The sequence below is a fragment of the Pedobacter sp. KLB.chiD genome (genome assembly GCF_047040275.1).
Classification (GTDB): domain Bacteria; phylum Bacteroidota; class Bacteroidia; order Sphingobacteriales; family Sphingobacteriaceae; genus Pedobacter.
The window spans coordinates 4257580-4283249 of record NZ_CP178207.1; the positions used below are offsets into that span (position 1 = coordinate 4257580).

The 25670-nt window shown below is 40.1% G+C and carries 18 protein-coding genes; 12 read left to right on the forward strand and 6 right to left on the reverse strand.

Annotation, left to right across the window (positions count from 1 at the left end):
- Nucleotides 1–7: 7 nt before the first annotated feature.
- From ACK1I8_RS17485 to ACK1I8_RS17525, 9 genes are all read left to right on the forward strand, one after another.
- Nucleotides 8–1531, forward strand: a complete 1524-nt coding sequence (locus tag ACK1I8_RS17485; RefSeq protein WP_412466574.1) for a tagaturonate reductase — start codon at nt 8–10, stop codon at nt 1529–1531.
- On the forward strand, nt 1521–3167 hold the full coding sequence (locus ACK1I8_RS17490) for a UxaA family hydrolase (protein WP_412466575.1): 1647 nt from the start codon (nt 1521–1523) through the stop codon (nt 3165–3167). Before ACK1I8_RS17485 ends, ACK1I8_RS17490 begins: the two co-directional genes overlap by 11 nt.
- A gap of 275 nt (nt 3168–3442) precedes the next feature.
- Nucleotides 3443–4843: a glucuronate isomerase gene (gene uxaC / locus ACK1I8_RS17495; RefSeq protein WP_412466576.1), complete on the forward strand. Its 1401-nt coding sequence runs from the start codon at nt 3443–3445 to the stop codon at nt 4841–4843.
- 114 nt (nt 4844–4957) lie between these two features.
- The gene (locus ACK1I8_RS17500) at nt 4958–6013 is read left to right on the forward strand and encodes a PfkB family carbohydrate kinase (protein WP_412466577.1); all 1056 of its coding nucleotides are present in this window, start codon (nt 4958–4960) and stop codon (nt 6011–6013) included.
- Complete coding sequence (locus tag ACK1I8_RS17505; RefSeq protein WP_412466578.1) at nt 6006–6668, forward strand: bifunctional 4-hydroxy-2-oxoglutarate aldolase/2-dehydro-3-deoxy-phosphogluconate aldolase; 663 nt, start codon at nt 6006–6008, stop codon at nt 6666–6668. The genes ACK1I8_RS17500 and ACK1I8_RS17505 overlap by 8 nt, the downstream gene beginning before the upstream one ends.
- 23 nt (nt 6669–6691) lie before the next feature.
- Nucleotides 6692–8062, forward strand: coding sequence for an MFS transporter (locus ACK1I8_RS17510; RefSeq protein ID WP_412466579.1), 1371 nt, complete (start codon nt 6692–6694; stop codon nt 8060–8062).
- Between the two features lie 83 nt (nt 8063–8145).
- The gene (locus tag ACK1I8_RS17515; RefSeq protein WP_412466580.1) at nt 8146–9771 is read left to right on the forward strand and encodes an NADP-dependent glyceraldehyde-3-phosphate dehydrogenase; all 1626 of its coding nucleotides are present in this window, start codon (nt 8146–8148) and stop codon (nt 9769–9771) included.
- Nucleotides 9772–10026: 255 nt separating this feature from the next.
- On the forward strand, nt 10027–11040 hold the full coding sequence (locus ACK1I8_RS17520) for a LacI family DNA-binding transcriptional regulator (protein ID WP_412466581.1): 1014 nt from the start codon (nt 10027–10029) through the stop codon (nt 11038–11040).
- An 83-nt stretch (nt 11041–11123) separates the two neighbouring features.
- Nucleotides 11124–12308, forward strand: a complete 1185-nt coding sequence (locus ACK1I8_RS17525) for a class I SAM-dependent rRNA methyltransferase (protein ID WP_412466582.1) — start codon at nt 11124–11126, stop codon at nt 12306–12308.
- 99 nt (nt 12309–12407) lie between these two features.
- Here ACK1I8_RS17525 and ACK1I8_RS17530 read toward each other — a convergent pair whose 3' ends face one another.
- The 5 genes from ACK1I8_RS17530 to ACK1I8_RS17550 all read right to left on the reverse strand — a co-directional run bounded on the left by ACK1I8_RS17530 (nt 12408) and on the right by ACK1I8_RS17550 (nt 19485).
- On the reverse strand, nt 12408–12842 hold the full coding sequence (locus tag ACK1I8_RS17530) for a carboxymuconolactone decarboxylase family protein (protein WP_412466583.1): 435 nt from the start codon (nt 12840–12842) through the stop codon (nt 12408–12410).
- Between the two features lie 325 nt (nt 12843–13167).
- Nucleotides 13168–13737, reverse strand: a complete 570-nt coding sequence (locus tag ACK1I8_RS17535) for a Crp/Fnr family transcriptional regulator (protein WP_412466584.1) — start codon at nt 13735–13737, stop codon at nt 13168–13170.
- A gap of 86 nt (nt 13738–13823) precedes the next feature.
- Entirely contained in the window at nt 13824–14597 is a 774-nt protein-coding gene (locus ACK1I8_RS17540; protein ID WP_412466585.1) for a GLPGLI family protein, read from the reverse strand.
- A gap of 49 nt (nt 14598–14646) precedes the next feature.
- Complete coding sequence (locus ACK1I8_RS17545; protein ID WP_412466586.1) at nt 14647–17457, reverse strand: outer membrane beta-barrel protein; 2811 nt, start codon at nt 17455–17457, stop codon at nt 14647–14649.
- A gap of 486 nt (nt 17458–17943) precedes the next feature.
- Nucleotides 17944–19485, reverse strand: coding sequence for an aldehyde dehydrogenase family protein (locus ACK1I8_RS17550; RefSeq protein ID WP_412466587.1), 1542 nt, complete (start codon nt 19483–19485; stop codon nt 17944–17946).
- Between the two features lie 117 nt (nt 19486–19602).
- Between ACK1I8_RS17550 and ACK1I8_RS17555 the strand changes: the two genes are divergently transcribed.
- Entirely contained in the window at nt 19603–20481 is an 879-nt protein-coding gene (locus ACK1I8_RS17555) for a TraB/GumN family protein (RefSeq protein WP_412466588.1), read from the forward strand.
- A 79-nt stretch (nt 20482–20560) separates the two neighbouring features.
- Complete coding sequence (locus ACK1I8_RS17560) at nt 20561–23068, forward strand: M1 family aminopeptidase (protein WP_412466589.1); 2508 nt, start codon at nt 20561–20563, stop codon at nt 23066–23068.
- Between the two features lie 487 nt (nt 23069–23555).
- Here ACK1I8_RS17560 and ACK1I8_RS17565 read toward each other — a convergent pair whose 3' ends face one another.
- Nucleotides 23556–24011, reverse strand: coding sequence for a nuclear transport factor 2 family protein (locus tag ACK1I8_RS17565; protein WP_412466590.1), 456 nt, complete (start codon nt 24009–24011; stop codon nt 23556–23558).
- A 250-nt stretch (nt 24012–24261) separates the two neighbouring features.
- On the opposite strand from ACK1I8_RS17565, the gene ACK1I8_RS17570 reads away from it, so the two are divergent.
- Nucleotides 24262–25665, forward strand: coding sequence for a tetratricopeptide repeat protein (locus ACK1I8_RS17570; RefSeq protein ID WP_412466591.1), 1404 nt, complete (start codon nt 24262–24264; stop codon nt 25663–25665).
- The last annotated feature ends 5 nt before the right edge of the window (nt 25666–25670 follow it).

Consider the following 25670-nt stretch of genomic DNA (forward strand, 5'->3'; position numbering starts at 1 on the left):
GATGCATATGATTTTAAACAAAGAGAATTTAAAAAACATTAAGGGCGAAAAGGTTACGAAACCTACGGCTGAAATTTTAGCATTACCAGAAAAGGTAATCCAGTTTGGTACCGGTGTTCTACTGCGCGGTTTACCCGATTATTTTATTGATAAAGCCAACCAGAAGGGAATTTTCAACGGTCGTATCCTTGTTGTTAAATCAACTGCAAAAGGTGGTGCTGACGCTTTTTCGAAACAGGATAATTTATATACGCTTTGTGTAAAAGGTATTGAAGAGGGTTTGAGTGTTGAAGAGAACTCCATCAACGCCTCTATAAGCCGGGTTTTGGCTGCTTCGCAAGATTGGGCAGAAATTTTAAAAGCTGCCCACCAGCCGGAAATGCAGGTTGTAATTTCCAATACCACAGAAGTAGGCATTGTAAAAAGTGAAGATAAAATCACTGATACCCCGCCCCAATCATACCCAGGCAAACTGCTAGCCTTTTTGTATGAACGCTATAAAGCCTTTAACGGATCAACAGAAAGTGGAATGGTGATTGTCCCAACAGAACTCATCAGTGATAATGCCGATAAACTGAAAGAAATTTTGCTGGATCTCGCTATCCAGAATAAGTTAGGCCGGGATTTCGAAAACTGGCTAAAAACAGCCAATCATTTCTGCAAAACCCTGGTTGATAGGATTGTGCCGGGTAAACTTCCTGAAGAAGCGCAAAAGGCCATTGAAACCGAATTGGGTTACGAAGATGAACTTATGATTATGGCCGAACCTTTCAGGCTTTGGGCAATCGAATCATCAAGCGAAAAGGTGAAGGAAATATTATCTTTCGAAAAAGCAGATAAAGGCATTTTCATTGTTCCTTCCATTGAAAAATTTAAAGAACTCAAACTTCGTTTACTAAATGGTACACATACCATGAGCTGTGGTTTGGCCATTTTAGCAGGCTTTGACACCGTAAAAGAAGCTATGGCAAATAAAGATTTCTCAGCCAATGTATTAAAATTGATGAAAGATGAAATTGCGCCTGCTGTGGTAAATGAGGATATCACCTACAATGAAGCCATTGCTTTTGCAGAAAGTGTAATTGACCGGTTTAGCAATCCATCTTTAGCGCACCAATGGCAGGCCATTACGTTAAATTTTACTTCAAAAATGCAAATGCGTAATACGCCGCTGATCAGGAGATATTATACTTTAAAAAATGAAGTGCCTCAGCTTACTGCTTTAGGTGTGGCCGCTTATATTCTTTTCATGAATGTGAATAAAAATGGTGATACCTACACGGCGAGCGCGAATGGTAAAACCTACCCTATACAGGATGAATTTGCTGAAATTTTACATGAATATTGGAAAACCCCTGATACCGTTGTGGATAATACCCTGGGAGACACACGTCTGTGGGATAAAAACCTTAATCATTATCCCGGCTTTAACGCAGCCGTAAAATCGTACGTTGATTTATTACAGAGCAAGGGTGCAAAAGAAACTTTAAGTAACTTGCATTTAGAAACAACAAATAAAAATGGTTACTAGAATTTTAAAAATCCATCCAAACGATAATGTACTGGTTGCCCTGCAAAATTTGGCAAAAGGCGAAACCGTTATTCATGATGGGCAGGAATATATTTTACAGGATGACATTCCAGCCAAGCATAAATTTTTTATGCAGGACATGAATCCAGGCGATCACATCATGATGTATGGTGTATTGGTTGGAAAAGCGCAGCACTTCATCCTTAAAGGTGGTTTAATGGACACCGAAAATACCAAACACGCGTCTGACCCTTTCGAATTCCGTCCGTACCACTACGAATGGCAGGCACCTGATGTGACTAAGTTTGAAGGCAGAACCTTTAACGGTTACATTCGTAGCGATGGCAGGGTAGGTACTGCAAATTATTGGTTGTTCATACCAACCGTTTTCTGCGAAAACCGCAATCTGGATGTCATCCGCGAGGCCTTACACAATGAGCTGGGTTATGCAGTAACAGATAAATACAAATCATATGCCCACCAACTGGTTGAGGCTTATAAGAATGGTGAAGTTTTAGCGGAGGCTGATCCTGATTCGATTGGCCTGCCAAATCCATCTGCTAACCGCGTGTTTAAAAATGTTGATGGCATAAAATTTTTAAATCACCAGGGTGGTTGCGGTGGTACCCGTCAGGATGCTGCTGTGTTAAGTAAATTATTAGCCGCGTATGCCGATCATCCTAATGTGGCCGGAGTAACCGTATTGAGTTTAGGCTGCCAGAATTTGCAGGTACACGATTTTATGGAAGACCTGAAACTGCGTAACCCAAATTTCGATAAACCTTTGTTTGTTTTTGAGCAGCAACAATCGCAGAGCGAAGAACAACTGGTTAAAGAAGCCATCCGTAAAACCTTCATCGGTTTAACCGAAATCAACAAAATTGAGCGCCAACCAACCCCGTTAAGCAAATTGGTGTTGGGTGTAAAATGCGGTGGTAGCGATGGTTTTAGTGGCATCAGTGCCAATCCTGCTGTAGGTTATACATCCGATTTATTGGTGGCTTTAGGTGGTACAGTACTTCTTGCTGAGTTCCCTGAGCTTTGTGGTGCCGAACAACAATTAATCGACCGTACCAAAGATGAAACCGCTGCCCGTAAATTTATTCAATTAATGACAGCCTATAACCAGGCTGCAGAAAATGTAGGCTCTGGATTTTTTATGAATCCATCACCGGGAAATATTAAAGATGGTTTAATCACTGATGCTATAAAAAGTACCGGGGCTGCTAAAAAAGGGGGGACATCGCCGGTAGAAGATGTGTTGGATTATACAGAACCAGCCAAAAAACCAGGATTGAATCTGGTTTGCACGCCAGGAAATGATGTGGAGGCCACTACAGGAAAGGCTGCATCAGGTGCAACCTTAATTTTGTTTACCACAGGTTTGGGAACACCAACGGGAAACCCGGTTTGTCCCACCATCAAGGTGTCAACCAATAATGCGCTAACCAAACGCATGAGCGATATCATCGATATCAACTGTGGTCCGGTTATAGAGGGGGAAAAAACCATTGAACAAATGGGTGAAGATATCCTGGAATATTGCATTAAAGCAGCCAGTGGTGAAATCATTCCTAAAGCCGTATTGCTTAATCAGGATGATTTTATTCCATGGAAACGGGGGGTGAGTTTGTAGTCTGAAACCAGGAGTCTAGCGTCTGAAGCCCAGATGCCGGGGTCTTTTGTCGTGCAGATCACTAACGGTCTTTAGTCCGAAGTCGGATGATCGCGGTCGAAGGTTTTATGCGGCGAACCTTACAATCGCCTATAACTTGCGTTGCTGTGTTCTGTTTTTCCACAGACCACAAAATGAGTAGATCACCAGTCTGTGGAGACACAGACCGGTGATCATAAAATATTAATAGATAATCGTTTTGAAAATGTCAAATTTATTATCTCAAATTACATAGCATGAAACCTTTTTTAGATGAAAATTTTCTTTTGCAAAGCAAAACTGCTGAAAAGCTTTATCATCATTTTGCAAAATCACTACCTATTATCGATTATCATAACCACCTTATTCCGGAGCAAATTGCCAACAATACGCAGTTTGCCAATATCAGCCAGGTTTGGCTTGCCGGCGATCATTACAAGTGGAGGGCCATGCGCGCTAATGGTGTTGATGAAAAATATATTACCGGTGTAGGATCTGACTTTGAGAAATTTGAAAAATGGGCCGAAACCGTTCCTTATACCTTGCGCAATCCGCTGTACCACTGGACACATCTGGAACTTCAGCGGTATTTCGGTATTACCGACTTACTTTCGGGCAAAACTGCTCAGAAAATTTACGACGAATGTTCTGCGAAATTGCAGACCCCAGAATTTTCAGTACGTGGTTTGTTGGCCAAAATGAATGTAGAATCAGTTTGTACTACAGATGATCCTTTAGATAGCCTGAACTATCATCAGCAACTGGCCAGAGAAGGGGCAAGCCTAAAAATGTTGCCTGCTTTCCGCCCGGATAAAGCCATGAACAGTGATGACATTGATGGTTTTAATGAATACATGGATAAACTGGAAAGTGTTACGGATAAAAGCATAAGCACCTTACAGGATTATATTGATGCTTTAAAAAGCCGTCATGATTACTTTGCAGCAAATGGCTGTTCAGTTTCCGATCATGGTTTAGAGCAGATTTATGCCGAAGATTATACCGAAGCTGAAATTGCATCCATCTTTGATAAAATCCGCAGCAGGCAAAATATATCATATGAAGAAAATCTGAAATTTAAATCGGCTATGCTGGTTTATTTTGCAGAATGGGATCATGAAAAGGGCTGGGTACAGCAATACCATCTCGGCGCTTTGCGCAACAACAATGCCCGCATGTTAAGGCAATTAGGCCCTGACACGGGCTGGGATTCGATCGGCGATTTTAGCCAGGCGCGTATGCTTTCTAAATTCTTAAACCGCCTTGATAACCAGGATAAACTGGCTAAAACCATTATTTATAACCTTAACCCGGCAGATAACGAATTAATTGCCACGATGATCGGTAACTTTAACGATGGTTCTGTAGCGGGTAAAGTGCAGTTTGGTTCAGCATGGTGGTTTTTAGATCAGAAAGACGGGATGATCAAACAGTTAAATGCGCTGTCGAACATGGGGCTTTTAAGTCGTATGGTTGGAATGCTTACCGATTCGCGCAGTTTCCTTTCATTTCCCCGTCACGAATATTTTAGAAGGATTATCTGCAACCTGTTTGGAGAAGACATGGAGAATGGCGAATTGCCTAACGACCTGGAGTGGGTGGGCAAAATTGTGCAGGATATTTCGTATTTTAACGCAAAAAATTACTTTAAATTTTAACCAAAATAAGGCTTTTAAAGGGGATTTTATTGGAATCAAATCATTTCAATCGTTTTCCTTTCATTTTCATTCCATTGCAGGAAACAGTATGAAATACGCCGATCAGATATAAAAATGAGTACCCAAATATTCGCTTCATCACAACAAGGAAAAAAAGTTTTAAGCTTTGGTGAAATACTTTTACGCATTTGTCCGGATATGGATGGCCAATGGTTAAAAGAAAATAAACTGCCATTTTACGTAGGAGGGGCTGAACTCAATGTAGCCACCGCCTTAGCTTTATGGAATGTGCCTTCAGCCTACCTTTCGGCTGTGCCGGATAATGCAGTAACGCGAGAGATTATTGATTATCTTAATGCCCGCAATATCGATACCAGGCCGATGGTTTACCATGGCGAACGGTTGGGTCTGTATTATTTACCTAAAGGGAAAGACCTTAAAAATGCAGGGGTAATTTATGACCGGGCCAATTCGGCCTATGCCGATTTAAAAGTCGGACAGATTAACTGGGACGAAATTTTTGAAGATGTAGTCTGGTTCCATTTCAGTGCGATATGTCCTGCCATTAATCAAAATATTGCTGATGTTTGTTTGGAAGCCTTAAAAGTAGCTAGCGCAAAAAATATTACCATTTCGCTTGATCTGAACTACAGGGCCAAGCTGTGGAAATATGGGAAGGAACCGATTGATATTTTGCCTGAACTAGCCAGATATTGTACCCTGATTATGGGGAATGTTTGGGCGGCCAATAAAATGTTGGGCACCGCGCTTCACGAAGATTTAACCCCAACCGAGGGTTATGCAAAGGAAACGTTACTGTGGCAGGCAACCGATACCTCTAAAGAAATATTAAGTTTGTTTCCGGCATGTAAAGCAGTTGCCAATACTTTCAGGTTCGACCACGGAAAGGGCATACGATATTATACTGCTATTTATACAGCCAATGAATTAACCGTTTCTGATGAATACGTTTCTGATGAAATTTTAGATAAAGTGGGTAGTGGAGATTGTTTTATGGCTGGCCTGATTTATGGCTTTTACAACCAGTTACCGGCCAAAGACACCTTAAGTTTTGCTACAGCAGCAGCATACGATAAATTATACATTCCAAGCGACGCTACAACCAGTACTGTAGCTGACATAGAAAAAAGAATAATTCGCAATGATTAATAACAAGCACAAAATTTTAGATGCCATTTTAGAGCAGGGCATGTTACCCCTTTTTTATCAGGATAGTGAATCGGGCAGTATCGAAATATTACGCACGTTGTATAAAGCTGGCATCCGTGTTTTTGAATATACCAATCGAGGCAAATCGGCATTGCCAAACTTTAAAAAGTTAAAAGAAATACGAGATGCAGAAATGCCTGATCTGTATTTAGGTATAGGAACCATTAAAACTCCGGCTGATGCCAATGCCTTTATTGAAGCCGGAACTGATTTTATTGTGGCCCCGATCGTCAATCCGGCGGTTGCCGAAATTGCAAATAAAATAGGGATGCTTTGGGTACCGGGTTGTATGACACCGACAGAAATCAGCATTGCACAAGAACACAAAGCCATGCTAATCAAAATTTTCCCTGCAAATATTTTAGGACCTGAATTTATTTCATCCATTAAAGATCTTTTTGCCGGCCAGCTATTTATGCCAACCGGAGGTGTAGAAATTGATGCCGACAACCTGAAAACCTGGTTTAAAGCGGGTGTTTGTGCCGTCGGGATGGGCAGCAAATTAATCAGTAAAGAGGTAATGAGCAAAGCACTTTACGATGAGCTTCACCAAAACACACAGCTGGCCCTTGAACTCATCAAGCAGAACAAATAAAATTTAAAATACATTCTAACCAAATGAACCAAACGAAAACAGGCCAATACAGATGGACCATATGCGCACTTCTGTTTTTTGCTACTACCGTAAATTATTTAGACAGGCAGGTTTTAAGCTTGCTATCGGGCAAACTCGAAACGGAATTTAACTGGACCAATTCAGATTACGCAAACATCACAGCGGCTTTTCAGTTCGTTTATGCGATATCAATGCTTTTTGCCGGGCGAATAATAGATAAATTAGGCACCAAATGGGGATATGCCATTGCAATTATTGTTTGGTCATTGGGTGCTATCCTGCATGCCAAAGCTATTCCTGTAGGAGAAGCCGTTTCATCCATGTTTGCATGGGTTGGCATAACAAGTATATCGGTATCCGTACTGGGCTTCATCGTCTCCAGAGCTGTCTTGGGTTTTGGAGAATCGGGAAATTTTCCGGCAGCAATTAAAGCAACAGCAGAATATTTCCCGAAAAAGGAACGTTCCTTTGCAACCGGAATCTTTAATTCAGGTGCAAACGTTGGTGCAATTCTGGCTCCTGCAACAGTGCCCTACATTGCTGAAGCCTGGGGTTGGGAAACTGCATTTTTAATTATCGGAGCGGCAGGCTTTTTATGGCTCATATTCTGGTTTATTTTCTATGATAAACCTGAAGCACAAAAGCGCTTATCTAAAGCTGAATTGGAGTATATTTTATTGGATACAGATCAAAAAGTTATTGTCCCATCAGAATCTGAAACTGAGGCAAAAAAGGTTTCATGGTTTAAATTGCTGGGATATAAACAAACATGGGCTTTTACCTTTGGAAAGTTCATGACTGATGGTGTGTGGTGGTTCTTTTTGTTTTGGCTTCCTTCCTACTTAAAGGCCCAGTATGGAATGGAAGGAACTTCAATATCCTTCCCGCTTTTTGTGCTTTACAGTATGACCATGATTGGTAGCATCGGCGGCGGATGGTTTCCTGCGTATTTCCTTAAAAAAGGATACAATGTTTACGAAGGCAGAATGAGAGCGATGTTCGTGATCGCCTTGTTTCCTCTGGTGGTATTACTTGCGCAACCTTTGGGGCATTACACCTTTTGGATTCCTGTTGTGTTAATTGGAATCGGCGCTTCTGCACACCAGGCCTGGTCTGCAAATATTTTTACAACGGTATCAGACATGTTTCCCAAAAAAGCAGTTGGATCAATTATTGGAATTGGCGGTATGGCAGGAGGAATTGGCGGCGTAATCGTTTCTAAGGTTGGCGGTGCCCTGTTCGATCATTACAAAGAATTAGGACATATCCAAACTGGTTATACCATTATGTTTGCCTTTTGTGCGATTGCCTATATTATCGCCTGGGCAGTAATGAAAACATTGGTGCCAAAAATGAAAACCATAGCATTATAAAATATTTAGGAAGATTACTTTGGCTCTTTTTTTGACGGCAAATCTATATTTAAACCTCAGATTTAACCCTAATAATACACAAATTGATTACAACGCTAAACCTCGAAAGTATTTTCGTTGAAGAGAGTCAGATTCCTGACGAATTCAGGCTCAAAGAAGAAATTAATCAAAAGGAGTTTCTTTCCGACGGAGAAATGAAACCATGGAACGGACCATTTAATGAGGTGTTTTCTCCGGTATGCATTAAAACCCCTGAAGGTTTAAAACGAAAGCGTATTGGTAGTTTCCCTGTTTGTACCGAGAAAGAATCGACAGAAGCTTTAGATGCAGCCGTAGCCGCTTATGATAATGGGCGCGGGCAGTGGCCAACCATGAGTGTTGCAGACCGTATTACCTGCGTGGAAAATTTTACGCATAAGATGATGGTGCAAAAGGAAATTGTTGCCAAACTGATTATGTGGGAGATTGGAAAATCGTATGCCGATTCAGTTAAAGAATTTGACCGTACAGTTGAATATATCTATGCCACCATTGATGCGCTGAAAGATATCGACAGGCAGTCATCACGTTTTGAAATAGAGCAAGGCATTGTGGCCCAGGTGCGCCGCTCTCCACTTGGAGTAGTACTTTGCATGGGGCCATTCAATTATCCGTTAAACGAAACGTTTACTACGCTGATCCCGGCTTTAATTATGGGAAATACGCTTTTATTCAAACCACCTAAACATGGTACCCTATTGCATTATCCTTTACTGGAGGCTTTCCGTTCGAGTTTTCCTAAGGGTGTTGTCAATACCATTTACGGCCGTGGCAATACCATTGTTCCGGGATTAATGAAATCTGGAAAGATTAATGTGCTTACTTTAATCGGATCGAGCAAGGTGGCCAACGAACTGAAAAAACTGCATCCTAAAGTAAACCGTTTGAGGGCAATTTTAGGCTTAGATGCCAAAAATGCGGCCATCATCACCAAAGATGCAGACCTTGATCTGGCAGTTTCTGAAACGGTACTGGGTTCGCTTTCTTTTAACGGACAACGTTGTACTGCCATTAAAATCGTTTATGTGCACCGCAGTCTTGCGCAGGAATTTTTAAAGCGTTTATCGGCCGAAGTAGAAAAATTGAAATTTGGCATGCCATGGGAAAAAGGGGTAAACCTTACACCATTACCAGAACTGAACAAACCTGAATATTTAAAGGAATGTATTGATGATGCCGTTTCACATGGGGCTAAAGTAATTAATAAAAATGGCGGACAAACCCTGGAAACTTTTGTGTATCCGGCCATTGTTTACCCCGTAAATGGTAATATGAAACTCTATCGCGAAGAGCAGTTCGGTCCGATTGTTCCTGTTGTGCCATTCGATGACCTGGAAGAACCTATCGAGTATTTAATTGATTCGCCACATGGCCAGCAGGTAAGTATTTTCAGTACTAATGCCGCGGTAATTTCTTCATTGATTGATCCTTTGGTTAATCAGGTAAGCCGTGTAAATATCAACTGCCAGTGCCAACGCGGACCGGATGTTTTCCCTTTCACCGGCCGTAAAGACAGTGCTGAAGGAACACTTTCGGTAGTAGATGCATTGCGCTCTTTCTCGATCCGTTCTTTGGTGGCAACCAAATTTACCGATGACAATAAAAAGTTATTGAACGAGATTGTTAAAGGAGATGATTCGAACTTTTTAAGTACGAAGTATATTTTTTAGTGGCTAGTGAACTGGCATAGATCGTCATTGCGGGGAGGAACGACAAAACAATCTTAATTCGTAAGCTAATAACGATCATTGTAAGATTGCTTCCCGAAAGTCGGGGCAGGCCTTCTGCTGAAAGCCTCCTCTCAGTGACGATTTTTTAATTTTGAAAAGGTCGTTCACTATTAATAAACGTCATACAACGTTTATTGATGGTGTTTATCCGGGTGCCTCAAAGGAATATTTTTGTAACTTGTACGCAATACGAATATGAGATTTGAAACATCTACCATTAAAGATATTGCTAAAGCACTTGGACTTTCAACTTCAACAGTTTCGCGGGCTTTAAGAGACCGTTACGAAATAAGCGAGGAAACCAAAAAACTGGTTTTAGCCTATGCCAAAAAGGTTAATTATCGTGCCAATCCCATTGCCCGTAGCTTAAAAGAACGTAAAAGTTATGCTATCGGCATTATTGTGAGCGAAATTGCCAATAACTTTTTTTCGCAGGTGATCAATGGCATCGAGTCAATCGCATACGAAAAGGATTATCAGGTGATTATTTCTCAAAGTCATGAATCTTACCAGCAGGAAAAATTAAACGTAGAACATCTGGCATCGCGTTCTATTGATGGCTTGCTGATTGCACTATCTTCTGAAACGCAGGATATTGATTATTTAAGGCAATTATATGCCAAAGGTTTACCCATTGTCTTTTTTGATCGTGTACCAGCCGATTTTGAAACGCATAAAGTAATTGCCAATAATTTTAAAGGTGCTTTTGACGCCACAGAACACCTTATTTTATCAGGAAAAAGAACCATTGCCCATTTAACGAACTCCGAAAACCTTTCGATAACAAAAGAAAGGCTAGCAGGTTATAAAGCCGCTTTAGCTAAATATCATATCGAATGTAAACCCGAGTTGGTAAAATATTGTCAGCATGGTGGCATGCATAGTGCAGAACTGGATCAGGCGGTGAAAGAACTTTTGCCACTTAAGCCCGATGGAATTTTTATCTCAAGCGACCGCTTAACCACAGGCTGTATTATAGCGTTAAAGAAAACCAATCCCGAGGTGGCAAATCAAATTGCCATTGCAGGTTTTACCAATTCCAATCTGGTTGATTTGTTTTCTCCTTCCCTAACCTCAGTAAAACAGCCGGCATTTGAAATGGGGCAGGTGGCTACTGAATTATTAATTTCAATGATTGAAGCTAAAAGGCCCATAACCGAATTTGAAACCAGGATTTTGGATACAGAATTGATAAATATGGCGAAGTGATAAGTAACCGAACGTTACACCTACAAATTTTACGTCCTCCATATTACATTTAACATTACCTCTCTTTTAATTACCTTTGCAGCATGGTAGAAATTACATTAAAAAAAGGCAAAGAAAAAGCGGCATTACAAAGACATCCATGGGTATTTTCCGGAGCATTGGAAAAAATTAAAGGAAAACCCGAAGATGGTGAGGTGGTAAAAGTTTTTGCTTTTGATCATGAATTTCTGGCCTATGGATATTTCAACAGCAATTCGCGTGTTGCGGTTCGTTTGTTAGAATGGGACGAAGCGCAAATGATTGACCGCAACTGGTATCAGAACCGTTTGAAACAAGCCATTGCTTCACGTCAGTTTATTTTAAATGAGCAGACCAATACCTGCCGTTTGGTTTTTAGTGAAGCCGATTTCCTTCCGGGTTTAATTGTTGACAAATATGCCAATTTCCTTTCGCTGCAGATTTTAAGTTCCGGAATAGAGAAGGTAAAAGCAGAAATCGTAGAAATTTTAAAAACTGAATTAGATCCAACAGGAATATTTGATAAAAGTGATGCAACTGCTCGCACTCACGAGGGTTTACCTATTGAAAATGGATTACTTTGGGGAGAAAATCCACCCGAGTTTTTGGAGGTAAAGGAGAATGGGATTGTTTACCACATCAATATTGCAGAGGGACAAAAATCGGGTTTTTATTGCGATCAGCGTGACAACAGGTACATTTTAGCAAGTTATACAAAAGGCAAAAAAGTTTTAGACTGTTTTAGTTACAGTGGTGGTTTTAGCTTAAATAGTTTAGCAAATGGGGCTGCAAGTGTGACCAGTGTAGACAGTTCAGGATTGGCTGTAGAAACTTTAAAACAAAACGTTGCCCTGAACCAGTTTGATGGCGATAAAGTAACAGCTATCCAGTCGGATGTGAATAAACAACTCAGGGCTTTTAAAGAATCGGGCGAGTTGTTTGATGTAATTGTACTTGATCCACCTAAATATGCACCATCGCGTTCGGCTTTAGACCGCGCAGCGAGGGCTTATAAAGATTTAAACCGTTTAGGTATGCTGTTGTTGGAAAAAGGAGGCTTATTGGCAACTTTCTCCTGTTCTGGTGCCGTTGATATCGAAACCTTTAAGCAAATTATTGCCTGGGCAGCGCTTGATGCAGGTAAGGAAGTGCAGATTATTAAACAATTCTGCCAACCGGAAGATCATCCCGTACGGATTTCTTTTCCTGAAGGAGAATATTTAAAGGGATTGTTATTAAGGGTAATTTAGGGTATCCCTTTAGCACCTAATCAACCACTAAGACACCATACCACCAAATTATTTTGGATATACAAGGTGCCTTAGTAGTAAATTGAAGTCAGTACCTGATTATCCAACCAGCACTTTGGCGGTAATGGCCAGTCTGTTCCAGGCGTTAATAGTCACGATGGCCATAATAATCTGCGCTAATTCCTGTTCATTAAAAAAGCTTGCCGCTTTTTGAAAAGTCTGATCAGAAACATGTTTGCTGATTAAGGTTACTTCTTCAGTTAAAGCTAAAACGGCTTCTTCCTGTGGTGTAAACAAGGTAGTTTCCTGCCATGCATTTAATAAATATAAACGTTGTTCAGTCTCGCCTATTTTACGGGCATCTGTTGCGTGCATATTCAAACAAAATGCACAGCCGTTAATTTGCGAGGCGCGCATTTTGATCAATTCCACAAGAATTGGATCTAGTTTGCTGTTTGATAAATATTTCTCCAAACCATACATGGCCTGGTAAGCTGCAGGTTCTACTTTTGGGATATCAATTCTACTTTCCATCTTATTTATTTTTTGATTATGATGTAAAGTTCCTGATCCCGGGGCTTAAAAAACTTAATGTAGTTTAAGAAATGAATCCTCTAACCGCAAAGTACACCAAGGTTTTCGCAGAGTGCGTAAAGCAGGGCTAAAAGTCTTCTTGGTTCGCCATTTAAATGTTATTGGAAAAATTGATGCGACTCATTTCGACCGCAGGGAAAAATCTATGGGTAATTTATTTAGTAACAGCACTTACAGATTTCACCATCCCGCAATGCTCGCGTTAGTAAGCCCAACCCAGCGTACCTTGCGTTTCTTGCTCTGCGAACTTTGCGGTCAACAACGATTATTTCTTCGCCCTGATTTTACTTAAAAACTCGGGGGTAAAACCCAGGTAAGAGGCTAGCATATACTGAGGCACACGTTGTACAAATTCAGGAAATAAATGATTGAAATTGCGGTATCTTTCTTCAGCTGTTTGGCTATAGAGGAACTTTATCCTCCTTTGCGAGGCCTGATGGTTTTTTTGGAGGATCAACCTGAAATACCGTTCCAGTTTGGGCAATTTAAGGAACATTTCATCATAATGATGGTTTTCAATGGCGATCACTTCGGTTGGTTCCGCAGCCTGTATAAAGAATTCAGATTGTTCCTGAAAAAGAAAGCTGGTTAGATCGGTGATCCACCAGTTTTCGATAGCAAATTGAGTGGTTTGCTCAGCACCCTTAATGTCAATAAAATATAGCCTCAGGCAGCCTTTTACCACAAAATAATTTGCCCTGCATTTTTGGCCTTGTTCTAATAAAAAAGCTTTCTTTTTTACCGAAAAAGATTGGAGAAACGACGCCAGAACTGCCTGCTCATCTTTATTCAGATCTATAAATTTATTAATGTGCTGATAAAGTGCATTACCCATTGCTGATGATTAACCAGGTAAAAATAATAATAACCGCCGGGGTTTGGTTTAAAAAATACAGGTATAATCCTTAAACAGCTGGCTGCTTACATATCTGCTGCTTTTAATATATCACTCGCATAGTTGCCCCAATCTTTTAACGCCCCTTTTAAAATATCACTTAACTGTTTTTTAGTAACAGGCTTTCCTTTGTCGGGGGCTTTAAACCTGTTATCAGCGATCTCTACATCCTTAACCGCAGTGGCGAACCAGGTAATATGTTCACGCGGCAGCGCCACACCTAATATCATGCCCGGCAAACCGCTAAAAGTTTCTGGTCCCCCCGATACCGGTATGCTTTCTGTGTAAAAGGCGACCACATAAATCGAATCCATAATTAAAGCATTTGCCCTACGGCAATCGTAACCAGCTATGGTTCTGAATTCGTCTGTTATTTTCCAGTTTATCTTACGTACTGAGTCTTTAACGAGGTAGGTCTCTTCGTAAACTGATTTTTGATTAATACTTGTGCCGGTTTTTAAATTTGTTAAAATAATATTATTCTGCTTAGCAGAGGCGAAATTGGCCGCCCAGCTGTTCGAAGTGCTTTCATCAGGTAGCGGATTAAAGAATGTCTGGTCGTTTTTAAAAAACAATTCACTCTTTAACGTTTTAAACTGCGGATTATTTTTTTGATACTGCTCCAGAGCTTGTACACTCCAAAAATTGTCAGGATAACGTTTAATCTGATCCTTAAGCAGAGCATATATATTAACCTTCCTTTCGAATTCAATAATACCCTGATGTACAAACCTGGCATTTTGTGCCATTGCATAATTGATGGTGCAAATGAGCGTGAGTATAGCGTATTTAAGTTTCATTATAATTTTTTTAAGCTGTTTAATGCAATTTCTTTCGAGCAACTGCCCATTATTTCTGAGGAGTTCCTCCACCCATTTTATTAAAATCCCAAATTAAGGAAAACATAAAATACCGGCTGATATTATTGTAATTGGTTTGGGTAATCATGTTCGAATAGGCATACCGTCTAAATCCACGGTTTTGGTTGAATAAGTCATTTCCGCGGATGGTGAATTTCAAATCTTCCTTTTTGAAGAAGGATTTTGTAATCGAAGCATTAATGATGATTTGCTCAAAACTAGTGTTAAATGCCTGCGATTTTGGGGTATAGGTATATTCGCCATCGGCCTGGAGTTTGATTTTCTTCGGTAAAGTAAAGCTCATGCCTCCCCAACCCTGTAAGCCCCATCCTTTATTAGACCGTTCTTTTTGTAACGAAGCAACCTGTGCATTATAGCTGGGGCCGAAACTCAAATAGATTTCACTTTTATCTTTGTATCGGTTAATATTTAATGAAGGACTAAAATTGGTACTTACCACCTGGTTTAATTCTACCTCATCGCTGAGCTGACTTTTTACATAACTGTAACTGGTACTACCACTTGCGTTTAAACTTAAGCCTATATCGGAATCAAATAAAAATTTCAATTTTCTGTTGATACTACTGTAGATATTATAATTAATGGGCGTTTTACCGGAGAGATTAACAAACTGGGCAATTGTTTTTCCAGTGCTATCAGTCTGCGTATTGCTAACAATGGCTTTATTCACAAACCCGAAACCGCCGCTGATGTATATTGATTGTTGGCTTAACACTTTATAAGAATTATAACTTGCATTAAATCGGCTATTAAATGATGGGGCCAGGTTCGGGTTGCCTAAAGGTTGATACAGTGGGTTATCATTTACTTTTACAGGCTGCAACTGGTCTACCGTGGGTTGGTTGGTGTTTCCGTTATAGCCGATGCGGAAAGATTTTTGCGCAGAGAATTTATATAAGTAGCTGGCCTGTGGCAACCAGTTAACAAAACTCCTTTTATAACGCTGGCCGGAAAGCTGCTCCAGCTGATCGAAATTTACAGCACTTAACTTACTTCCTACATTAATGGTTGTTTTTGTGGTTTTATAATTAAAAACTGCTCCACCCTGATTGATATATTGTGTGGCTTTAAAATCGTTACTAAATTCTTTATCCAATATATTATAATTTCCTGGTGTCGATTGATTAAAGGATTTGCGGTCAGAACGGCTGTCATTAAGGCCAAATCCGTAATTCAAAACTAAGGCTAACGACTTGCTTAGTGGCTCATTATAGGTTAAATTAGTATTAAGGACAGCATTACGGGTGGTGTTCGTTTTAAATTGATCGGTTACTTCCCCGCCCTTTTTTACACCAACCTCGTCAAAATATTCTACATCCGAATATAAAAAACCTTCACTGTTAATCTGGTTAACCTTTTGACTGATATTAACCGAATAATTACGCCCCGGTTTTTTAAGCTTCTTGGTATAAAGTACAGAGATGTTAAAATTTTGCTCTTTACCATCATTGCTACTTTTCTGGTCATTGCTATTTAATTTAGAGTTGTCGCCTCTTAAACCCTCACTTTTTGAACTAGAAGTATTGTCGCTGTTTTTAAGCATCCCATCAACGGATACCTTTAAATTACTTGTAGTATCCAACTTCACGGTATAAGTGGCATCCAGTTTTTGCCTGAATACATTCCGGTCAGAATTTTCATCTGTAGTGGTATTGATAATCCCATCCGGTAAATTATTTTGACTGATGGTATTTTTAGTGGTTTTAATCCCTAAAGCACCCAGTTTATAATTGGTATTAATCGTTTCCTTATCATTGTTCCATTTATTATCATAATGTGCACCCCCGGTTATTGCCCTTGGTATACCCTCTCCATAATAATTACCACTTTCCAGTTCATCTCCGCCACCATAGCTAAACCATATACTTCCATCATCACCCATTTGCATATTATCGTTTCCTGCACCCAGTTTGTTGTTGTCCTGCCAGCTTAGTCCCGTTGTACCATTATTGCCAGCTGTGCCATACACCGAAAATTTCTGTTTGGCTTTAAAGCGGTTGAACAATACCTGTCCTTTGTAGAAATCGCCGGTTCCATAACCTGCATCAACTTTGCCGAAATAACCACTTTTTTTATCTTCTTTTAGTTTAATGTTAATGGTCTGTGTTTTCTGCCCGTCATCAACCCCGGTAAAGGCTGCCTGATCACTTGATTTTTCATAAAGTTGTACTTTATCCACCATATCTGCCCTCAAATTTTTGGTAACCAGCGTTGGGTCATCGCCAAAAAATTCTTCACCATCAACCAGCACTTTGGGTACAGTTTTACCCTGTGCGGTTATCTTTCCATCTTTATCTACCTGTATGCCGGGAAGTTTTTTTAACAGATCTTCTACCTTATCGTTTGGTTGAATATTATAACTGGAAGCGTTAAATTCGGTGGTGTCGCCCTTAATTTTAATGGCTGCTCTTTCTCCCTTGATAATGACATCGGCCAGTATTTTCGCCATCCCGGTAAGGTTAATCTTGCCATAATCTTTAACCTGGGTGGTAGAATCGAGGGTAAAATGATCAACAAAATCGGCATACTTCGGATAGGAAACCAGTAAGATAAATTTCCCGTTTTTAATTCCGGTAAGTTCGAATGAACCGTTTTCTGCTGCCCGTGTAAATTTTACCAAAGTAGAATCTTTTGCATTTAAAACAGCAATAGATGCTCCTGATAAAAGTGTTGTGGAGGCAGTATCAATCGTTCGGCCTTTAATGATGTGCGTAAGCTGTGCCCTGGAATAAGTAGCAATAAAAAGAAATAGGCACAGCGAGAGCAGTAAACGTTTCATAAATAGGATTTGATTTGGTTTTCCGAAAATAAACTAATTGGTTAGTTAATAAAAATGATTTAACCTTTTTTAACAAAAAAAATATTCTTTATGGCAGCCTTTAAAAATCTATCTTTATTAAAAAATCGGACAACAGCTTTATTATGGTTTTATAAATTAATAAAGCGTTTCCGCTATAGTTTATTTTGCGATTGCCGCAACCTGGCTATTAGGATATCTATTGCGAAAATGATATTCATACCAACCCACAGTTTGAGGCAAAAGCTATCTGCTTATTAAAAAGCTTTAAATTAAATTTGTAGCTCGTCAGGACTTCAAGTTTGTATGGCCTCATTTAGAAACAAGGATCGGTGAGTGCTGCATTTTAATACAGATAAGAAATCCAGCTGATCGGGATTTAAAACATTTCAAATCCCGACCGAAAGAAGAAACCAATCGCGCCAGAAGCGCCTTCCTCATCCATACTATTTACAAACAAGGAAGATTTTAAAGGTCAAATTTAATACCCTGTGCCAGCGGCAAGGTATTTGAATAATTGATGGTGTTGGTTTGCCTGCGCATGTAAGCTTTCCAGGCATCCGAACCGCTTTCACGCCCACCGCCGGTTTCTTTCTCGCCGCCAAAAGCACCGCCGATTTCAGCGCCTGATGTGCCGATATTCACGTTGGCTATACCACAGTCAGATCCCTTAGCTGATAAGAACAGCTCTGCTTCCCTCAAATTCAGGGTCATAATGGCCGATGATAATCCTTGTGGAACCGCATTTTGTAAGGCAATGGCCTCCTCTAATGTTTTGTACTTAATCAGATATAAAATTGGTGCAAAAGTTTCATGCTGAACAATCTTGTAATCATTCTGAACCTCTGCAATGCATGGCTTTACGTAACATCCACTAAGGTAATCATCGCCAGCCAAAACGCCACCTTCTACTACAAAATGGCCACCCTCTTCCTTACATTTTGCGATTGAATCTAAATAAGCTGCAACCGCATCCGTATCAATCAGCGGACCTACATGGTTATTTTGATCCAATGGATTTCCAATACGCAATTGTTCATAAGCTTTAACCAGTTTCGCGGTAAAAGCATCATATACACTTTCGTGGATAATTAACCTTCTGGTTGACGTGCAACGCTGGCCTGCAGTACCAACTGCGCCAAATACTGCACCGATTAAACTCATGTCTAAATCGGCATGTGCTGAAATAATAATGGCATTATTGCCGCCAAGTTCAAGTAAACTCTTTCCTAGCCTGGCGCCCACTGCAGCCCCAACCGCCTTGCCCATGCGCGTAGATCCGGTGGCAGAAATTAGAGGAATCCTTCCATCATTGGTCATCAGTTCACCAATTTCACGATCGCCTAAAACCAGGCAGCATACACCTTCAGCTATATCATTATCTTTAAAAACCTTTGCTATAATATGTTGGCAGGCTATGGCGGTTAACGGTGTTTTTTCTGATGGTTTCCAGATACAAACATTGCCGCAAACCAGAGCCAGGGCAGCATTCCAGCTCCATACGGCTACCGGAAAATTAAACGCAGAAATAATACCTACAATTCCCAATGGATGCCATTGTTCATACATGCGGTGGCTCGGGCGTTCGCTGTGCATGGTTAAACCATAAAGCTGCCTGGATAAACCTACTGCAAAATCACAGATGTCGATCATTTCCTGTACTTCACCAAGCCCTTCCTGTAAACTTTTTCCCATTTCGTATGAAACCAGGGTGCCTAAGGCATCTTTATTTTCACGAAGTGCATCGCCAAACTGGCGCACCACTTCTCCTCTTTTGGGCGCCGGAACCGAACGCCAGGCCGTAAATGCCTCCTGTGCTTCGATTACAACCGTATCATAATCAGCTTTGCTGGCAACTTTAGCCGAAGCAATCAGCTGGCCATTAACCGGAGAATAGCTTTCCAATGTTTTTTCATTTGCATCTCCGCCCCAATTACTTCCTGTACTATAGGCTCCATTTTGTGCCTTTACGCCTAATCTGTTTAAAATAGATTGAATATCTGTAGTCATATCGCTATCGGTTTACACAAAAAAACGAAAAAATAAAGGAAAGCAGGTTACGTTTAACCCTTAACTTTATCACAATTCTTGATATCTTATCCTAATTTTGCTCAATACCACTATTCAATGAAAAACATTAAACTATTATTTGTTGCTCTTTTAGGCTTCGGACTTAGTCTTAACGCACAAACTAAAAAGGCTACCAACACCCTGCTTTGGGAAGTTTCTGGCAAGGGATTAAAGAAACCATCCTATTTGTTTGGAACACATCATTTTACAAATAAGGAATTTGCAGATACCATGCAGGTTTTACAGGACAAATTAAAATCGGTTGATGGCGTAGTGGGTGAGATGGTAATGGATAGCACTTTACAGAGGCGTATCGCCCCGTTTTTAGTGATGAAAAACAATACGCTTGATCATTTATTTACCCCGGCCGAATACAAAGAGGTTGACGATTATATTAAAGCCAGAAATCAGGCTGTAAACTTAAAGCAACTAAACAGATTTAAGCCAGCAATGGTTAGTGTGCTGATTATGCTTTTTGACAACCCCGAAATGAGAAGTCTGACGAATGGCCTAGACGAAAGCTTTCAGAAATATGCCAAAAACAACGCTAAATCCATACATGGTTTAGAAACGGCCGAATATCAGGGCGCACTGTTATTTGATGAGGATCTGCAAAAACAGAAAAAAGCTTTGCTTAAATCAATCAGGGAATCGGATAAGAATAAGATAAAATTAAAGGAACTAACCGCCAATTACCTGGCCCAGGATATCGATAAATTAACTGATTTCTTTAAAATACAGGACGAAGAAACTAAAGAGTTTATGACCGAAATGCTCAAAAACCGGAATCAACGCTGGCTGGATCAACTCCCTGCCCTGATGGAAAAAGAATCATTGTTTATAGCCGTTGGCGCTGGTCATTTAGTGGGCACAGAGGGGCTGATCAAAGGGTTGCAAGTTAAAGGTTATACCTTAAAACCAATAGCAACCCAATAGGTAAGATATAAAAGTAGATGGTAATTACCACATTTCTTAATATCTTGCCTTCAGTATACTGACTTATAAAATTTAAAAAATGAATAAAAAAAATATTGCCTGTGGAATTCTACTGGCCGCTGTTTTTGCGACCAATCCGCTTTTCGCACAGGAACAAACTACAGAAAAATCAAACCTGAGCGTTTACCGGGTAACCCCAACTAAAATTAACGACCTCGTACATACCAAGCTAGATGTTTCATTTGATTATGCCAAGCGCTACCTGTACGGTAAAGCCTGGATAACTTTAAAGCCTCATTTTTACACGACCGATTCGCTAACCCTTGATGCGCAGGGGATGGACATTAAAACGGTTGCACTGGTTGGAGCAAAAGGAAATACCCCGCTTAAATACACGTATCACGATAATAAGTTGTATATCAATTTAAACAGAAAGTATACTAATGCCGAAAAATATACCGTATACATCGCTTATACGGCCAAACCAGATGAGCTGAAAGTGAAGGGAAGTGCAGCCATCACGGATGCTAAAGGTTTATATTTTATCAACCCTGACGGTACCGATAAAAATAAACCCACACAGATATGGACACAGGGCGAAACAGAATCTTCATCGGCCTGGTTTCCAACCATCGATAAACCCGATCAGAAAACAACCCAGGAAATTTCGATGACGGTAAAATCGAAATATACTACCCTGTCAAACGGGAAACTGGTGAGCCAGAAACCCAATGCCGATGGCACCAGAACCGATACCTGGAAAATGGATTTACCACACTCGCCATATTTATTTATGATGGCTATTGGCGAGTTTAAAATCACCAAAGACAACTATAAGGGTAAAGAAGTAAGTTATTACCTGGAGCCAAAATATGCACCATACGCGAAACAGATTTTTGGCAAAACGCCTGATATGATCCAGTTTTATAGCAATTTGTTAGGTTTAGATTATCCATGGAATAAATATGCACAGGTAGTAGCCCGGGATTATGTTTCAGGAGCGATGGAAAATACTACAGCTACCTTACATGGCGAGCAGGTACAAAAAACAGACCGCGAGCTGTTAGACGGAAATGAAGAAGGTACCATTGCACATGAGCTTTTTCACCAGTGGTTTGGCGATTATGTAACGGCCGAATCCTGGTCTAATTTAACCATGAATGAGTCTTTCGCCACCTTTGGCGAGATCATCTGGCATGGACGTGATGCCGGTCAGGATGCGGAAGATAAGTCGCGATACGAAAAATTACAATCTTACCTCGGTTCCACTAAAAATGGTGAGAGTCCGGTTTTGGCCCGCTTTTATTACAAAGATAAGGAAGATATGTTCGATAATATCAGTTATGCCAAAGGATCGGTTATTCTGTATGCCTTAAAAAACCAGATGGGTGATGCAGCTTTCTACAAATCGCTTAACCGTTACCTGACAACCAATGCCTTTAAAAATGGCGAAACACATCAATTGCGTTTGGCAATGGAAGATGTTACCGGAAAAGATTGGAGCCCTTATTTCAATCAGTGGTATTATAATGGTGGCCACCCGATTTTAAGTATCGATTATGGTTATGAAAACGGCAAGGCAACCATTAAAGTTAAACAAACACAGGATGCCAGCGTGCAGACTTTTACTTTGCCGGTTAAAATTGATATTTATGCCGGAGGTAAAAAAATCAGGAAGGAAATTCTGATTAATAGCCGCGAGCAGAATTTTAGTTTTGAGGTAGGTGCTAAACCAGATTTAATCGATTTTGATGTAGATAAAATCTTGGTTGGCGAAACCAATGACAATAAAACTGCGGAAAACTATTATTTTCAATACAAAAATGCGCCAAGTTATGCCAATAGGATTGAGGCCATCCAATTTATTATGCAGAGCAAAGCCAGCAGCGGTCAAATGGTATTATTGGAAGGCTTAAAAGATAAATCGGCAGATTTACGTGCCCTAAGTATTGCTGGCATTAATTTAGAAGATGCCCAGATTAAAGCAGCAGCTTTGCCAATATTACTTCAGATCGCTAAAACGGATAAAAATACAGAAGCAAGGTCAGCTGCAATCGTAAAATTGGCCGAAACCGGAGACCAAGCCTATAAAGCTTTGGTGTTAGAAAGTTTAAAGGATAGATCGTACAAGGTAATTGCTGCCGGTGTGGATGGGTTAGCCAAACTGGCACCTCAGGAAACAATGTCTGCCATAGCACGGTTGGATGACGATACGAGATCGCATATAGCACCATCAATCGCAACCTTATACATCAACGATCCAAAAGACGACTACCAGGCATTTTACGAAAACATTATGCTTACAGGCGATAGGGATAAAGTATTTGGGGTAGTGGGTCAGTATTTTCAGTATTTAAGAGCCAATACCAACCCTGCAGTTACCGAGCAGGGTATAACAAATATTGGCAAGGCTATTGAAAGATTAAAATTACAGCCTTATTTAAACAAACAACTTGCTGGTGCTTATACCGCAACTGCACAAGGTAAAGCAAAACAGGCGGCTGCTGCAAGTGGAGAAGCAAAAGCAAAATTGGACAAGCAGGCCGAATTATTTAAAAAAGGTGCTGCCGATTTAGGGAAAGAATAATTATTACTCCTCCAACAGGTCGTCATACCACTGGATTGCAACGCAGGGCCTGGCTATACAGTCGGGCATTCTGCTGCATTTCAGTTGTATGACGTTTTTTTTTTGACATGCCGTAAACCCCAGGAATTATACAAAAATCTATTTCTCCCCTTTTCTCCTCGTATCAATAATGTAACAATTGCCAGCCTTTTATCTATGCCATTAATCAGGTTTCGATTCATGCCAAATAGAAACCACTCAGATTTGTAGATACCGACAACGGCGATCATGTAGTTAAACCGCGTTTTTGCCATGCAAACCGTATGCAATTTTAGCCATTTAGCCCGTTGCAAGTGGGCGGGTGAATGCGTTACCCTGCAGGTGGCGGCACGAAAACCGAAGCGTAAAGCGTAACACGGGAACCAATTTGATCTGATGCAGCGGCCCGGCGCAAAAAAATGATGCTAAAAAAATTTTCCAAAAACGATAATTTTACCTGCAGAAATCATTAGTTGCAATTATCCTTTCTCCTGGTATCAATAAGGTAAACAATCTGCCAGCCCTGGTTTCCTTTTACCAACTGAAAAGAATTAACCCCACAATGGCTAAATTTATTGCCCAGGTAAAATTGGTAATCTGTCCAAACACTAGCTAAAAGGCCATCGATCAGGATTTTTGTAAAAACAATGCGCTCATCATATTTTTCCTGGTGTGGTGCACCAATAAATTTAATAAAGCTGTTTACTGATTCTGACCGTATACTCACTTTACCCTCTTTGTTAACAATGGTTTGCATAAGTGCAGATGGTGCAAAAGTACTTCTGGTTAGCGTGCTGTCTCCATTCCTCATACCGTTAAAAAGATCGTTTATGGTTTTCTTAACCGCACTTTCTTCATCGCTTTGGGCAAAGCCATTTCTTATAAAACATAGTAAAAACAGGGCGAAAATGGCTAATCCTTTCATGACTTCTTCATTACGTATATGCCATAAATTTATAGTATTTTTGTGGAAGAAGGGAAAAGGAACCGCGATGTTGTAACAAATCTATCGATTATCCACACATCTTAATCACAGTTAATACGCTTTATATTCAGCTATTTACAGTTTTTACATCTGCTGATGTTAATAATTATTTTAAAAACGGATAATTAAAATTGTTAAAATTATAATGTGTTTTTCTGCTAACTGGCACGGTTCTTTAATAGTATAATATATGGAAGAAGAATTCTTTTTTGAATCCAACGAAGATGCACAACGCTCGGTAGAACGTTACGAAGAAATGCTCCGGAACCAGGATCAGTATTTTTTCGATGCAGGGGCATTCGAATACATTGTAGATTTTTACATTGAGAAAAATGATCCGGTCAAAGCTTTGCAGGTAGTTGATTTTGCGATTAGTCAGCATCCTTACGCCACAATATTTTTAATTAAACAGGCTCATCTGTACATCTTAACAAACAACAGCGAAAAGGCTTTTATTGCTTTGCAGAAGGCTGAGCTTTTAGAACCGTCCGAACCGGATATTTATTTGCTGCGCGGTAATGTTTTTCAGAACACCGAACGTTTTGATGAGGCGTTGGAAAATTATGAAAAAGCTTTGGGACTGGCCGAGAGTACGGATGAAATTTTATTACAGATGGCTTATGTTTACCAGAGCATGGGCGATTATGAAAGTGCCATTACCTATATTAAGCTAAGTTTAGAGCAGAACATGGAAAATCAGGATGGTTTGTATGAGCTTGCTTTTTGTTATGATGTGTTAGATAAACAGGAGGAAAGTATCAAATTCTATCAGCAGTATATTGATACTGATCCGTATTCGTATGCGGCCTGGTATAACTTGGGTAATAGTTTCCACAAGCTAAACCTTTTCGAAAAAGCGATCGATGCTTACGATTATGCCATCTTAATTAAAGAAGATTTTAGTTCGGCCTATTTTAACAAGGGAAATGCACTGGTGCAGCTTGATAAATATGATGAGGCTATAGAAGTTTATAAACAGACTTTTGAGTACGAACAGCCTAATGCCGATACTTATTGTGCCATTGGCGAATGTTACGAGAAACTGGAAAAAATGGACGAAGCCCGTTCTTACTATAAAAAATCGGTAAAAATGGATCCTAAGATGGCTGATGCCTGGTTTGGGATTGGTGTTACCCTGAATTTTGAAGAACGTTATTTCGAATCGCTGCACTTTTATAAAAAAGCGATTGATTTAGAAGCTGAAAACGCAGATTTTTGGTTTGCCATGGCTGATGCTTATTATAAACTAGGGCAGATTGACGAATCGATCGAGGCATACGAAAAAGTATTGGAGTTTAATCCTTTGGATATTGAAGCCTGGCTGGATTTTAGTACTGTGCTTTACGAACAGGGAAAATTATTGGAAGCTGCGGAAACAATGGCAGAGGCGATTAAGAATAACCCGGAAGCTGCAGAACTGTATTATAGAATGGTAGCCTATCTTTTTGCCATAGGAAATTATGGTGATGCATTGGGGTATTTAGAAACCGCGTTAACAACTGACCCTGACAAACACTATATTTTATTTGAATATTTACCGCAATTACAGGATAACAGTGCCATTTTGAATGTTATAAACCGATATATAAGGTAACCACC